We start from the raw sequence: 13,170 nt of genomic DNA on the forward strand, positions 1-13,170 counted from the left end.
CACAGCTCGGGGAGCATCCATGGTCCATTCGCACGACCCGATCCGCCGGCAGTGGCAGGCGGGCACACAGGTGGTCAGCCGTGATCCGCTGGCCGCGAATGTCGGCCCGGCGGCCGTCGTCGCTACGGGCCCCGTCCCTGATGGCGCGTCGGAACGGACGCGAGAGGTCGACAGCGCGGCGCGCGGTCGGATCGGTCCGCGCGTCGGTTGCTCGGTGCTGGTGACCGGCGGATATGACGGGGTGTTGCTGGTGCGGCCCGTCGGTGCGGAGTACCTGGTGCTGCCCGGTGCGGAGGTGAGGCCGGGGGAGTCTGTTGGGGGCGCGGCGGCGCGGGGGCTGCTGGAGTCGACCGGGTTGTGCCGCGCGCCGACGTACTCCCTCGGAGCCGCCCGGGTCGGGGCGGAGCCCGGGAGCGTGCACTTCTGCTGTGACGGCGGTACGGCGACCTCGGCGGAAGTCTTCGCGGAATCCGTTCCGGAGGCGGTGTGGGAGAGGGTCGACCGGGTCGCGTGGGTGCCTCCGGGGGACTTCGACCACGAGTTGCGTCCCGAGACCGCCGTCGATGTCCGGGCCGCCCTCGCCGCCCGCGCGGCCGGTCACCGGCTGCCGCTGCCGTCCATCGGCGGACCGGTCGGGGTGACTTCGCCGGTGGGGGTCGGGGACCGGCGGGGGCGCGGGTCGGCGCGAAGGGCGTAGGGGCCGTCCCACCCGCGCGGTGGTGCGTTCGGTCACAGCCCTTTCGGTCACAGCCCTTTCAGGAGGATCTCGCGGAGGGTCTCCCACTGGTCCGGGTCGGTGGCGACGAGGAGGCCGTTGGTGCCGCCGGGGGGTTCGGGGCGGTAGGGGGTGCCGTCGAAGCGGGCGCTGCGGCCGCCGGCTTCGGTGACGAGGAGGGAGCCGGGGGCGTGGTCCCAAGGGAGGGTGCGCCAGTAGAGGACGAAGTCGTGGGCGCCGGTGGCGATCAGGGGGTACTCGATGCCGGCGGCGCCGCGGCCGGGGTCGAGGGGGCCGAGGGCGAGCGTGTTGGCGAGCAGGCGGTGGCCGGTGGGCGGGGCGAAGTAGCGGGTCTTGAGGATGCCGGTCCACTTCTCGGGGGCGGTGGTGGCCTTGGGGAGGGTGAGCCGTCGGCCGTCGCACCAGGCGCCGGAGCCGAGTTCGGCGGTGTACGCGGTGCGGGTGCAGGGCTGCCAGATCCAGGAGGCGACCGTCTCGCCCTGGCGGACCAGGGAGGCCATCACCGCGTACGCGGGCCGTCCGGCGACGAAGTTGCGGGTGCCGTCGACCGGGTCGACCAGCCAGGCGGCGGGCTCGGTGGACAGGGCGCGGGCCAGGTCGGGGTCGGCGGCGACGGCCTCCTCGCCGACGACCGGGACGGGGAGCAGTTCGCGCAGGCGGCGGGCGATGATCCGTTCGGCCTCCCGGTCGGCGACGGTGACGATCTCGCCGGGGGCCTTCTCCATCACCTCGCCGTCGTTCAGCGCCCGGAACCTCGGTTCGACCGCCTCCGCCGATGCCTCGACGAGGATCTCGGTGACCTTCTCCATCAACACGCCCGTGCTCCCTTCACCGACCCCACTCTCCCACGCCGGGGCGGTACGGACGGTGCGCAGGTGGCGGGTGGGGCGGGCGTCGGCGGCCGGGGGCGGTTCAGTCCTCGGTGAGGCAGTCGTACTCGGCGCGCACCCGGCGGTCCATGGCGAGCGCGAACTGGGCGTCGTTGACGGCCCGGGCGAGCGGGCGGACGCGCTGGATCTGCTCGGTGAGCCGGGCCGCCTCGGCGGGGGTGAGGTCCTGGACCCGGGTGAGCGCGCCGAGCAGCCGGTCGCGGATCAGGGCGACGAAGATGTCGGCCATCGCGTCCGCGTACTCGCTGGCCCGGCGGCTGACGTCCAGGACGGCGGCCAGCGGCACGCCCTCGTCGACCAGGGCGACGGTGGCGTCCATCAGGCGCCGGCTGACGTGGGTGATGCCGTCGGGGTGGACGGTGATGTAGCCCTGGGCGATGGACTCGGCGGTGTTCGCCTCGGTGAGCTGGTCGCCGAACGCGGCGCGCAGCTCGTCCCAGTCGAGGTGGACGGGCGTCTCGTCGGACCAGGGGGCGACCAGCGCGGCCTGGAGCCCGATCAGTTCGGCGACGTCCCGGCCGTCCTCGCCGGCGCCGATCAGTTCGGCGATGCCGCCCAGGGCGTGTCCGCGGTCGAGGAGTTCGGCGATCAGGCGCAGCCGGGCCAGGTGCTCCGCGCCGTACCAGGCGATCCGGCCCTCCTTGCGGGGCGGCTGGAGCAGGCGGCGCTCGCGGTAGAAGCGGACGGTGCGCACGCTGACGCCGGCCGCCTCGGCCAGTTCGGCGACGCGGTAGGCGCGGGGGCGCTCGTGGTCCTGTTCGGTCTCCGCCACGCCGGTCAGCATAGGGCCGTCGGACGGCGCGGAAACAGTCGCGTCCCGCGCTATTCCACTCGGTGTCAACAAGGGCTACTCTGCCAAACGCGCCAGTGATTACTGGCAGCGTCGGCGGGCCCACCCGAAGCACGCGCACCACCCCCGGGACCCGCCCGCAGCACCGCCGGCCACCCGCACCCCCACCCTCGCCAGGAGGCCCGCCCATGGCACCCCGCAGCAAGAAGCCCACCGCACCCGCGCCCGACCGCCCGGACGGCACCGGGCCCGCGCCGCACGTCCGGGTCGCCGTCATCGGCTCCGGCTTCGGCGGCCTCGGCGCCGGCGTCCGGCTGCGCCGGGCCGGCATCACCGACTTCGTCATCCTGGAGCGCGCGGACTCCGTCGGCGGCACCTGGCGCGACAACTCCTACCCGGGCTGTGCCTGCGACGTCCCCTCGCACCTGTACTCGTTCTCGTTCGCGCCCAACCCCGAGTGGCCCCGGGTCTTCTCCGGCCAGCCCGACATCCGCGCCTACCTGGAGCGGGTCGCCGACACCTTCGGACTCCGCCCGCACCTGCGCTTCGGCGCCGAGGTCACCGAACTGCGCTGGGACGAGGAGCACACCCGCTGGCAGGTCACCACCGCCGTCGGGAACTGGACCGCCGACGCCGTGGTCTCCGCGGCCGGACCGCTCGCCGACCCGCAGATCCCCGACCTGCCCGGCCTGGACACCTTCCCCGGCAAGGTCTTCCACTCCTCCCGCTGGGACCACGACTACGACCTCGCCGGCCAGCGCGTCGCCGTGGTCGGCACCGGCGCCTCCGCCGCCCAGATCATCCCCGCCATCCAGCCCGCCGTCGGTCGCCTGACGGTCTTCCAGCGCACCCCCGCCTGGGTCCTGCCGCGCGCCGACCGCGAGGTCAGCGGCCTGGAGAAGTGGCTGCACGCCAAGCTCCCGCCGACCGGACTGCTGCGCCGCGCCGGGCTGTTCGCGATGCGCGAGCTCCAGGTCGATGCGTTCGTCCGCCGCCCGCAGCTGCTCAAGCTCGTCCAGCAGGTCGCCCTGCGGCACCTGCGCAAGGCCGTCGCCGACCCGGCCCTGCGCGCCACCCTCACCCCCGACTACCGGATCGGCTGCAAGCGCATCCTGCTCAGCAACACCTACTACCCGGCGCTCGCCGCCCCCAACACCGAGGTGGTCCGCGGCGGCCTGCGCGAACTGCGCGGCTCCACCCTGGTCGGCGCGGACGGCAGCGAGCACGAGGTCGACGCGATCGTGTTCGGCACCGGCTTCCACGTCACCGACCTGCCGATCGCCGAACGGGTCTTCGGCACCGGCGGCACCGCGCTCGCCGAAGCCTGGAAGGACGGCATGGAGGCGCTGCGCGGCTCCACCGTGCGCGGCTTCCCCAACCTGTTCTTCCTGATCGGCCCGAACACCGGGCTCGGCAACAACTCGATGATCCTGATGATCGAGTCCCAGCTGAACTACCTGATCGACGCCCTCACCACCCTCGACTCGGTCGGCGCCACCGCCATGCAGCCCACCGAACGCGCCCAGCGCCGGTGGAACCTGGAACTCCAGCACAAGATGGGCCGCACCGTGTGGACCACCGGCGGCTGCCGCAGCTGGTACCTCGACGAGGGCGGCAAGAACACCGTGCTGTGGCCCGCCTCCACCAGCGCCTTCCGCCGCGCCACCCGGCACGTCGACCTCGCCGAGTACGAACTCGTCAAGCGCACCGCCCCGCAGGCCGCGCCCGAGGCCGAGGCGGTGTCCGCATGAGCCGCCGCATCCCCGCCGACTGCGTGCTGCCCGACCCGGCGGCCGTGCGCACCGTCCGCTCCGCCGACGGCGCCGAGCTCAACGTCGAGGAGTACGGGCCCGCCGGCGCGCCGCTGGTCGTGCTCGCCCACGGCTGGACCTGCTCCACCGCGTTCTGGGCGCCGGTCGTCAACCGGCTCGCCGCCGACTTCCGGGTGGTCGCCTACGACCAGCGCGGACACGGCCGCAGCCCCGCCCCGGCCGGCCCCGCCGGGTACGCCACCGGCAAGCTCGCCGAGGACCTCGAAGCGGTGCTCACCGCCACCGTCCCCGACGGGCGGCGCGCCGTGGTCGTCGGGCACAGCATGGGCGGCATGACCATCATGGCCGCCGGCGACCGCCCCGCCGTCGCCGCCCGCACCGCCGCCAACGTGCTGGTCAACACCGGCCCGGGCGCGCTGATCGCCGAACTGACCGTGCTGCCGCCCGCCGTCCGGGCCAGGGCGCTGCGCCGCTTCCTGCACCGGCAGATCCTGCGCTCCCGGCTCCCGCTCGGCCCCGTCACCGGCCTGACCCGGGCCGCCCTCAAGTACGCCACCATGGGGCCCGCCACCCCCGCCGACCGGGTCGAGGCCTGCGCGCAGGTGGTGCACGCCTGCCCGGCCAGGGTCCGCTTCCACTGGGCGACCGTGCTCGACACCCTCGACGTGCAGGAGGGGCTGGCGAAGCTCACCGCCCCCACCGCCGTCATCGCCGGCAGCCACGACCGGCTCACCCCGCCGGTCCACGCCCGCCGGATCGCCGCCGCCCTCGCCGACCCGCGCGGCCTGCTCGAACTGCCCGGCACCGGGCACATGAGCCCGCTGGAGCGGCCCGCCGAGGTCGCCGCCGAGATCCGCCGCGTCGCCGCCCTGGTCGCCGCGGAGCCGCCGGTCGCAGCACCGCCCACCGAGGAACCGCCGGTCGCGGAGCCGCCGACCGCGGAAGCACCGACCGCAGCACCGCTGACCGCAGAACCGCTGGAGGAGACCGCATGACCCCGCCGCTGTCCTCGCAGGTCGTCGTCATCACCGGAGCCGCCCGCGGCCTCGGCGCGCTGATGGCCCGCAAGCTGTCCGAACGCGGCGCCAAGGTCGCGCTGGTCGGCCTGGAGCCCGCCGAACTCAAGGCGGTCGCCGCCCAGTGCGGCCCGCACGCCTCCGCCTGGGAGGCCGACGTCACCGACCTGGACGCCCTCACCGAGACCGCGAACCGGATCAAGGACCGCTACGGGCGGATCGACGCCGTGGTCGCCAACGCCGGCATCGCGCTCGGCGGACCGATGCAGGACAGCGACCACCGGGCCTGGACCCGGGTGGTCGAGGTCAACCTGTTCGGCTCCGTCGCCACCGCCCGGGCCTTCCTGCCCGCGCTCGCCGAGAGCCGCGGCTACCTGCTGCAGATCGCCTCGCTCGCCGCGCTCACCCCCGCCCCGCTGATGTCCGCGTACTGCGCCTCCAAGTCGGGCGTCGAGTCCTTCGCCCACGCGCTGCGCGCCGAGGTCGCCCACCAGGGCGTCAAGGTCGGCGTCGGCTACCTGAGTTGGACCGACACCGACATGGTGCGCGGCGCCGACCAGGACGCCGTGCTGCGCCAGATGCGGGCCAAGCTGCCCTGGCCCGCCAACAAGACCTACCCGATCGGCCCCGCCGTCGACCGCCTGGTGGCCGGCCTGGCCCGCCGCTCCGCCCACGTCTACGCCCAGGCGTGGCTGCGCGGCATGCAGCCGATCCGCGGTTTCCTGCCCGGCCTGATCGCCGCCGTCGGCTCCCGCGACGTCGCCCGCCTCGCCCCCGAGCTGAAGGCCACCGCCGCCACCCGGCTGGCCCCCGTCGGCGCGGGCGGGCAGGCCGACCAGGAGGCCCGGACGAGCCGGACGAGCCGGGCGGCCGGGGCGGAGTGACCGGCCGGTGAGAACCGGCCGGTGAGGACCGGGGGATGAGGACCGGGGGATGAGGACGGGCGGACGGTCGGCCCGGAGGGGAGCCGACCGTCCGCCCGTTCCCGCGTGCTGACGCACCGTCAGGTGCCGTGCACCGAGACCTCGTTGACCGAGTACCCCCACGGGGTCGCCCGGGCCGTCCCGTGGAAGCGGACGTAGCGGGCCGCCGTCGGGGCGAAGGCCGCGGTGTCCAGGCCGCCGTCGCCCGCCGCGGTCGACCAGGCGGTGTGCCAGCTGGTGCCGTCGGTGGAGAGCTCGATCCGGTAGGACCGTGCGTACGCCCGCTCCCAGTCCAGGGTGACCCGGTCGACGGTGCGGACGGCGCCCAGGTCGAGGCGCAGCCACTGGTCGTCGCTCCAGTCGCTGGCCCAGCGGGTGGCGCGGTCGCCGTCCACGGCGCGCTCGGGCCGGTAGGAGGTGAACGGGCTCCACTCCGCAGAACTGGCCGAGGCCGCCGCGCCGGTGGCCAACTCCCTTCCAGCGGTGTGCCGTTCGGTGGCCCGCCAGGTGTCCAGGTAGGACTCGGCGCCCTTCATCAGGTCGTCCACCACGCCCTGCCCGCCGGAGAGCCGGATCTGCTCGATCCAGTCCGGCAGCAGCCCGGCGTGCGCCAGGCCGTCCGTGTTGACGTCCCAGGTCCGCTCGCCGGTCACCTGGCGGTCCAGCAGCGAGCCGCCGTCGGCCGAACGGAACGGGTACACCACGGCGTCGGGCGCGTCCGGGCCGACCGGGCCGGGCCAGCCGCCGACGCCGTTCAGGTCGCTGCCGTAGCCGTAGCCGACCCCGTACCGCTCGCGCAGCGCCTTCGTCCGGTTCGCCTCGGTGACGAAGGCGGTCGCGTCATGCGGGTACTGGGCGGCGAACCCGCCCAGCCGGTACAGGCGTTCGGTCCAGTCGAGGTCCATCCAGCTGTGGCTGGAGACCACCCCCGGGTAGCCCCTGGACTCCAGGAGCTCGAAGGCGCTGCGGGCCGCCTTGACGCTCATGTGGTCGACCTCCAGCATCATGTGGCGCTTCACCATGCCGTCGATCGCGTACGCGCCCAGCGCGGTCAGGCCGCGGGTGTTGCACTGCGCGGCGGCCGCGTAGGCGGGCACGCTCACCCCGGCCGGCAGCAGCGCGTTCGCCTGCGCGGTGGGCAGGCCGATCGGGTTGTCGCGCTGTGGGCCGGTGCACTGCTCGGTGGCCCAGAAGGTGCCGGTGGACAGGAACTGCCCGGCGTTGACGGCCACCCCGGTGGTGCCCTCGTCGAAGCGCACCCCGCACAGCGCGTTGTCGAACTTGTGGCACAGGAACATGCTGCGCACGCCCAGCGCGTACAGCTCGTCCAGGCCGCGGTCGATCGCCGCCCGGTCGCACTGCGGCACGTCCAGGACCTGCTTGCAGCCGAACGGCTCCGAGGTCTCCACCCCGAGCACCACGGCCAGCTTGCCCTGCGCGACGACCCGGCGGGCCTGCTCGGAGTCGGTGACGATGCGGAACCAGCCCTTGCCGGGACCGCCGTACATCCGGTCGACGTAGTCCTGGAGCCGGTACGACTTCTGCGCCTCGGTGCGGATCGCCGCCATCTCGTCGCACGGGCGGTCCTTGTACGGGTAGATCGAGCAGAGCAGCCCGTTGGTCACCAGGTCGTCGACCAGCACGCGCTCGCCGCCGCGCCAGGCCCGCTCCACCCAGGCGTAGTAGTCCTGCTGGTGGCTGAGCGAGTCGTGGGCGGGCCAGTCGGCGAAGGTCGGCCAGCCCACCGGGTCGTGGTGGCCGTCCGCGCCGCCGGTGACGTTCTCGAACAGGGCGAGCGAACCGTCCGGGTAGTGCTCGGGGCAGTCCTTCAACGCGTCCGCGACGCCCTGCTCGGAGAACGCGGAGCCGCAGATCACCCGGCCGCCGAAGCCCTCGGCGGACATCAGGTGGTTGTGCGCGTCGACGAACCCGCGGACGGCGCCGTCGGGGCCGGTGCCGCGGAACGGTTCGCCGGTCACGTCGATCCGCGAGTCCGGGACGGGTCTGGCGGTGGGGTCCCACCACCCGCCGGCGGCGGCCCCGGCGGCTCCGGAGGCGGGGCCGGGCGCGGCGCCGGTGACGAGGGCGGCGGCGAGCAGCAGCGGCGGCAGCAGGCGGGCGAGGACGTTCCTGGCGCGGTGGTTCCGGTTCCCGGTCATGGACACCTCTCGGCTCGGGGAGGCGGCGGCGGGGGAGCGGAGCCCCCGCCCGGGTGCGGTCCCCCGAGAATCCCGAGCGCCTGACGGGCCGTCAAGCCGTCCGGCCGGATTCACCGATCGCTCCGGAACGGGGCCCGGAGCTCGCGCGGGCACCTGATGCCACCGGCGAACGGAGGCCGGGAACGGCCGCGCCCTACCATCGGACGGAAGGCGGAGCGCCGGGTCGGGATTCCGGCACCGGCACGAGGGAGGGTCGGGATGTTCGGTTCGAGGAAGAAGCTCGACGACCTGATGGCGCAGCTCCGACCCGACCTGAGCCGGGAATCGCTCGGCGTCGGGCCCGACTTCCCGGGCATCGCCCCGAACCCGCTGCTGAGCCGGGACGCACGGAAGCGCACGGCGGAACTGCGGACGGGGGTGCTCGCGCTCGGCGTTCTCGTCGACTGGCGGGAGGTCAACAGCAACCCGCGCGTGGTCCTGATGCTCGACGTGGACACCGCCGACGGCACCTCGTTCCGCGGCATCGCGGACGAGGACCTCACGATCACCGAGCTCACCCGACTCGCCCCGGGACAGACGCTGCCCGTGCGCTACCGGCCGGCCGTCATGGACCACTACGTCGCCCTCGCCCGGGACGCGGACCCCGCCCACGTGCAGCGGCTCTCCGACGAGATCGCCGGCCGCAAGCGGAACTGAGCCGGAGCCCGCCCTCGCGGAGAGGCGAGCCGCAGCCGCCCGGGGCGGCCCCGGCCACCCGAGGCGGCTCCGGCCACCGCCGTGCGGGCAGCGGCGCCCGCCGACCGGCCCCGGACGCGCGTCGGGCCCGGCCCCGTGGGGAGGGGCGGGCCCGGAGGTGCGAAGGCGGTGCCGGTCCGTCAGTGCCGCGCTCGGCGGCGGGGACGGACCGGCGGTACGACTTCTATGGAGCGGGCGAGGAGCCGAACGGACATCAGTTCTCCTGGGAGGGAAGGGCGCCACGTGGGACTGCGGCGCTGCCCGAAACCGTAGGGTGATCGGACGAACGCCGGTGCGGGGCGCGCCGCCGACGTCCCGCGGGTCGCCCGAAGGGCCGAGGGGCCGGTGGCCCGGTCGGTCGATGCGGCCACCGGCTACCGCCCGGTACGGTCGGGTCATGACCACCGCTCTCATCACCGGCGCCACCGCCGGCATCGGCGCCGCCTACGCCAACCGCCTGGCCCGCGACGGCCGCGACCTGGTGCTGGTCGCCCGCGACGGCGACCGCCTCGCCGCCACCGCCGCCGAACTCACCGCCCGCCACGGCGTCCAGGTCGAGACGCTCTCCGCCGACCTCGCCACCGAGGCCGGCATCGAAGCCGTCGAGGACCGGCTGCGCGACGCCTCCCGCCCCGTCGACCTGCTGGTCAACAACGCCGGCTTCGGCCACCGCGGCACCTACCTGGACGTCCCCGTGCAGGACGAACTCGACATGCTGAAGGTCCACATCGAGGCGGTGCTGCGGCTCACCACGGCCGCCGTCCCCGGCATGCGCGAACGCGGCTTCGGCGCGGTCGTCAACGTCGCCTCGGTGGCCGCGTTCCTGCCCCGCGGCACCTACGGCGCGACCAAGGCCTGGGTCGTCAACTTCACCCTCGGCATCGCCCGCGACCTGGCCGGCAGCGGCGTCCGCCTCCAGGCCCTCTGCCCCGGCTTCACCCGCACCGAATTCCACCAACGGGCCGGCATGGGCACCTCCTCCATCCCCGCCTGGGGCTGGCTCACCGCCGACCGCGTCGTCGACGCCTCCCTGCGCGACCTCGCCCGCAACCGCCCGCTCTGCGTCCCCAGCAAGCGCTACAAGGCCGCCGTCACCGCCGCCCGCCTCCTGCCGCCCGGCGGCCTCGGCAAGATCTCCAACACGGCGGGACGCGACTACGGCAAGAAGCCCTGACGGGGGGCGGGGGAGGGTTGTCGCCGGGTGGCTGCGGCGCGTTCTCCGGTGCGGCGGGATGTGTGACCACGGCGAGCCGTAGCCGTCGTCGTCCCCTGCGGGCCCGGTTCCGGCTCCGCCGTCCGTGCCGGGTTCGCCGTGGTGCAGCAGCGGCAGTCCCCGCCCCGCGTGCCGGGCGGCGAGCGCCCGGCGGACCCGGCGGGCGGCGTACGGGGCGAGGCCGGGGCGGGTGTCGAAGTCGTCGGGGTGGACCCACTCGTACCCGGCGACCTCGCCCGCCACGGCCGCGGGCACCCGGAGCGCCGCCGCCCGCTCGGGGGTGAGGACGCCCGCGTCGAAGACGGAGTCGACGCCCTCCGCGGCGCCGGAGGCGGGGTCCGCGGGCACCTGGTCGACGGCCGGCAGGGCCCCCGGCTCCAGGAGGTGCAGGCCGGTCTCCTCCCACCCCTCCCGGCGGGCCGCCGCGTCGAACCACTCGCCCGGGTGGGCCGCCCCGCCCGGCAGGATCAGGCCCTTGCCGTACCCGGTCCGGACGAACAGCACCCGCCCGTGCCCGGCCCGGACCAGGCCCAGCCCAGGCAGCCCGCCCGGCGTCGCGGGTGCCGGTCCTCCGGGACCTCCGGAAACCCCTGCTGCGTCATAGCGCGTCGCCCCCTCGGTGCGCGCCGGTGGCGCCCGGACCGCCCGCGCGGCGGGCACGGACGCCCCTCGGGGAGGATTGTCCACACCGGCCGACCGGGGATTAGAGGGCAGCGCCCTCCGCGTCCGCAACCCTCGGGTCGGCTGCTCCCCGGGTCCGCCGCCTCCAGGCCCCGCCGCCTCCCGGCCCCGCCGTCTCCGCACCGGCTGCCCTCGGGCCTGTCGCTCCGGCCCGCCGTTCCAGGTGCCGTCCCCGCGCTGACCGTCCCCGGCTCCGCCGTCCTTTCGCAGGCTGCCCCTGGGTCCGTCGCTCCGGGCTCCGCTGTCTCCGGACTCGTCGTTCCCCAGGCCCCGCCGCCCCCCCCGTCGGCCGCCCCCGGGACCGTCGTCGGGAATGCCGAGAAGTTTAGGTTTGCTAATGATGAGCAAGGCTCGTTAAACTCGTCCCGTCCCGCCCGCCGACCCCCAGGAGGCCCCGTGCGACCGAACCGGATCGACTGGACACCGCCCGAAGGGCAGTCGAAGCAGCCCGCCGAGGTGCGGCGCATCCTGCGGCTGTTCCGGCCCTACGCCGGGCGGCTGGGCGTGGTGGGGCTGCTGGTGGCGGCCTCCGCCGTGGTGTCGGTGGTGACGCCGTTCCTGTTGCGGGCGGTGCTGGACACCGCGATACCGCAGGGGCGGACCGGCCTGCTCAGTCTGCTCGCGCTCGGGATGATCGCCGCCTCGGTGGTCACCAGCGTGCTGAACGTGCTCCAGACGCTGATCTCCACCACCGTCGGCCAGCGCGTCATGCACGACCTGCGCACCTCCGTCTACCGGCACCTCCAGCGGATGTCGCTGGCGTTCTTCACCCGCACCCGCACCGGCGAGGTGCAGTCCCGGATCGCCAACGACATCGGCGGCATGCAGGCCACCGTCACCGGCACCGCCACCTCCCTGGTGTCGAACCTGACCGCGGTGGTCGCCAGCGTGGTCGCGATGGTCGCGCTCGACTGGCGGCTGACGATCGTCTCGCTGCTGCTGCTCCCGGTGTTCGTCTGGATCAGCCGCCGGGTCGGCCGGGAGCGCAAGAAGATCACCGGCGAGCGGCAGCGCCAGCTCGCCGAACTGTCCTCCGCCGTCCAGGAGTCGCTGTCGGTCAGCGGCATCCTGCTCGGCCGCACGATGGGCCGCTCCGGCTCGCTGACCCGCGAGTTCGCCGAGCGCTCGGACGAGCTCGCCGAGCTGGAGGTGCGCTCCAGCATGGCCGGGCGGTGGCGGATGTCCACCATCGGGATCGTGATGGCCGCGATGCCCGCGCTGATCTACTGGGCGGCCGGCCTGGCCTCCGCCGCCGGGGCGCCGATCGTCTCGCTGGGCACCCTGGTCGCCTTCGTCTCGCTCCAGCAGGGCCTGTTCCGGCCGACCATCGGCCTGCTCTCCACCGGCGTGGACGTGCAGACCTCGCTCGCCCTGTTCCAGCGGATCTTCGAGTACCTCGACCTGCCGGTGGACATCGACGAGCCGGAGCACCCCGTCCGCCTGGAGCGCGTCCGCGGCGACGTCCGCTTCGAGGACGTCGAGTTCCATTACCGCCCCGACCAGGACCGCCCCACCCTGACCGGCATCGACCTGACCGTCCCGGCCGGCGGCTCGCTCGCGGTGGTCGGCGAGACCGGCTCGGGCAAGTCCACCCTCTCCTACCTGGTGCCGCGGCTGTACGACGCCACCGGCGGCCGGGTCCTGATCGACGGGGTGGACGTGCGCGAGCTGTCCTTCGAGACGCTGGCCCGGGCGGTCGGCGTGGTCTCCCAGGAGACCTACCTGTTCCACGCCTCGGTCGCCGACAACCTGCGCTTCGCCAAACCGGAGGCCACCGACGACGAACTGGTCCAGGCCGCCCGGGCCGCCCAGATCCACGACATGATCGCCGCCCTCCCCGACGGCTACGACACCATGGTCGGCGAACGCGGCTACCGCTTCTCCGGCGGCGAGAAGCAGCGCCTGGCGATCGCCCGCACGGTGCTGCGCAACCCGCCGATCCTGATCCTGGACGAGGCCACCAGCGCCCTCGACAACCAGACCGAGCACGCCGTCCAGCAGGCCCTGGACGCGCTCGCCGCCGGCCGCACCACCCTCACCATCGCGCACCGGCTCTCCACCGTCCGCGACGCCGGGCAGATCGCCGTCCTCGACCACGGCGAGATCGCCGAACTCGGCACCCACGACGAACTGCTGGCCCGCGACGGCCGCTACGCCGCCCTGCTCAACCGGGAGGCGCTGCCCGTGCCGGCCGCCTGACGCCGCCGGGCCGCCGCACGCGGCCGGGACCGCCGGCCGCCCGACGCGCACCGGCC

Annotated in this window: 10 protein-coding genes and 1 pseudogene; 7 read left to right on the forward strand and 4 right to left on the reverse strand. The window is 74.8% G+C overall.

All coding sequences use genetic code 11. From position 1 onward, the window contains the following. Positions 1 to 19 precede the first annotated feature (19 nt). Positions 20 to 697: an NUDIX domain-containing protein gene (locus tag QMQ26_RS29490; protein ID WP_282203343.1), complete on the forward strand. Its 678-nt coding sequence runs from the start codon at positions 20 to 22 to the stop codon at positions 695 to 697. A gap of 47 nt (positions 698 to 744) precedes the next feature. Here the strand turns inward: QMQ26_RS29490 and QMQ26_RS29495 are convergent, their stop codons facing one another. Together QMQ26_RS29495 and QMQ26_RS29500 are read right to left on the reverse strand one after the other, a co-directional pair. Continuing rightward, on the reverse strand, positions 745 to 1,545 hold the full coding sequence (locus QMQ26_RS29495; RefSeq protein WP_282203344.1) for an inositol monophosphatase family protein: 801 nt from the start codon (positions 1,543 to 1,545) through the stop codon (positions 745 to 747). Positions 1,546 to 1,648: 103 nt separating this feature from the next. Next, positions 1,649 to 2,398: a MerR family transcriptional regulator gene (locus tag QMQ26_RS29500; protein ID WP_318552079.1), complete on the reverse strand. Its 750-nt coding sequence runs from the start codon at positions 2,396 to 2,398 to the stop codon at positions 1,649 to 1,651. 206 nt (positions 2,399 to 2,604) lie between these two features. On the opposite strand from QMQ26_RS29500, the gene QMQ26_RS29505 reads away from it, so the two are divergent. Genes QMQ26_RS29505 through QMQ26_RS29515 form a run of 3 tightly spaced genes read left to right on the forward strand, consistent with a single transcriptional unit; the run spans position 2,605 to position 6,088 of the window. Next, entirely contained in the window at positions 2,605 to 4,167 is a 1,563-nt protein-coding gene (locus tag QMQ26_RS29505; protein ID WP_282203346.1) for a flavin-containing monooxygenase, read from the forward strand. Beyond that, the gene (locus tag QMQ26_RS29510) at positions 4,164 to 5,183 is read left to right on the forward strand and encodes an alpha/beta fold hydrolase (RefSeq protein WP_282203347.1); all 1,020 of its coding nucleotides are present in this window, start codon (positions 4,164 to 4,166) and stop codon (positions 5,181 to 5,183) included. The genes QMQ26_RS29505 and QMQ26_RS29510 overlap by 4 nt, the downstream gene beginning before the upstream one ends. Then, positions 5,180 to 6,088 carry an SDR family oxidoreductase gene (locus QMQ26_RS29515; RefSeq protein ID WP_282203348.1) on the forward strand — a complete coding sequence of 303 codons (909 nt, stop codon included), beginning with the start codon at positions 5,180 to 5,182 and terminating at the stop codon, positions 6,086 to 6,088. Before QMQ26_RS29510 ends, QMQ26_RS29515 begins: the two co-directional genes overlap by 4 nt. A 119-nt stretch (positions 6,089 to 6,207) precedes the next feature. On the opposite strand, the gene QMQ26_RS29520 is transcribed toward QMQ26_RS29515, so the two are convergent. Further along, entirely contained in the window at positions 6,208 to 8,286 is a 2,079-nt protein-coding gene (locus QMQ26_RS29520; RefSeq protein ID WP_282203349.1) for a discoidin domain-containing protein, read from the reverse strand. A 258-nt stretch (positions 8,287 to 8,544) separates the two neighbouring features. Here QMQ26_RS29520 and QMQ26_RS29525 point away from each other — a divergent pair, with 258 nt between their 5' ends. Together QMQ26_RS29525 and QMQ26_RS29530 are read left to right on the forward strand one after the other, a co-directional pair. Next, the gene (locus tag QMQ26_RS29525) at positions 8,545 to 8,982 is read left to right on the forward strand and encodes a hypothetical protein (RefSeq protein WP_282203350.1); all 438 of its coding nucleotides are present in this window, start codon (positions 8,545 to 8,547) and stop codon (positions 8,980 to 8,982) included. A gap of 436 nt (positions 8,983 to 9,418) precedes the next feature. Beyond that, positions 9,419 to 10,195, forward strand: coding sequence for an SDR family NAD(P)-dependent oxidoreductase (locus tag QMQ26_RS29530; RefSeq protein ID WP_111556056.1), 777 nt, complete (start codon positions 9,419 to 9,421; stop codon positions 10,193 to 10,195). 270 nt (positions 10,196 to 10,465) lie between these two features. On the opposite strand, the pseudogene QMQ26_RS38440 reads toward QMQ26_RS29530, so the two are convergent. Further along, positions 10,466 to 11,038 (reverse strand): annotated as a pseudogene (locus QMQ26_RS38440) (NUDIX domain-containing protein); the annotation flags it as partial. A 273-nt stretch (positions 11,039 to 11,311) separates the two neighbouring features. Here QMQ26_RS38440 and QMQ26_RS29535 point away from each other — a divergent pair. Further along, positions 11,312 to 13,114: an ABC transporter ATP-binding protein gene (locus tag QMQ26_RS29535; RefSeq protein WP_282203351.1), complete on the forward strand. Its 1,803-nt coding sequence runs from the start codon at positions 11,312 to 11,314 to the stop codon at positions 13,112 to 13,114. Positions 13,115 to 13,170: the final 56 nt, after the last annotated feature.

The sequence above is a fragment of the Kitasatospora fiedleri genome (genome assembly GCF_948472415.1).
GTDB classification, from domain to species: Bacteria; Actinomycetota; Actinomycetes; order Streptomycetales; family Streptomycetaceae; genus Kitasatospora; species Kitasatospora fiedleri.

What these genes read in the sequence shown, in the direction of transcription:
- QMQ26_RS29490 (WP_282203343.1), top strand. Translation starts at nt 20, where the DNA reads ATGGTCCATTCGCACGACCCGATCCGCCGGCAGTGGCAGGCGGGCACA.
- QMQ26_RS29495 (WP_282203344.1), bottom strand. Translation starts at nt 1,545, where the DNA reads ATGGAGAAGGTCACCGAGATCCTCGTCGAGGCATCGGCGGAGGCGGTC.
- QMQ26_RS29505 (WP_282203346.1), top strand. Translation starts at nt 2,605, where the DNA reads ATGGCACCCCGCAGCAAGAAGCCCACCGCACCCGCGCCCGACCGCCCG.
- QMQ26_RS29510 (WP_282203347.1), top strand. Translation starts at nt 4,164, where the DNA reads ATGAGCCGCCGCATCCCCGCCGACTGCGTGCTGCCCGACCCGGCGGCC.
- QMQ26_RS29515 (WP_282203348.1), top strand. Translation starts at nt 5,180, where the DNA reads ATGACCCCGCCGCTGTCCTCGCAGGTCGTCGTCATCACCGGAGCCGCC.
- QMQ26_RS29520 (WP_282203349.1), bottom strand. Translation starts at nt 8,286, where the DNA reads ATGACCGGGAACCGGAACCACCGCGCCAGGAACGTCCTCGCCCGCCTG.
- QMQ26_RS29525 (WP_282203350.1), top strand. Translation starts at nt 8,545, where the DNA reads ATGTTCGGTTCGAGGAAGAAGCTCGACGACCTGATGGCGCAGCTCCGA.
- QMQ26_RS29530 (WP_111556056.1), top strand. Translation starts at nt 9,419, where the DNA reads ATGACCACCGCTCTCATCACCGGCGCCACCGCCGGCATCGGCGCCGCC.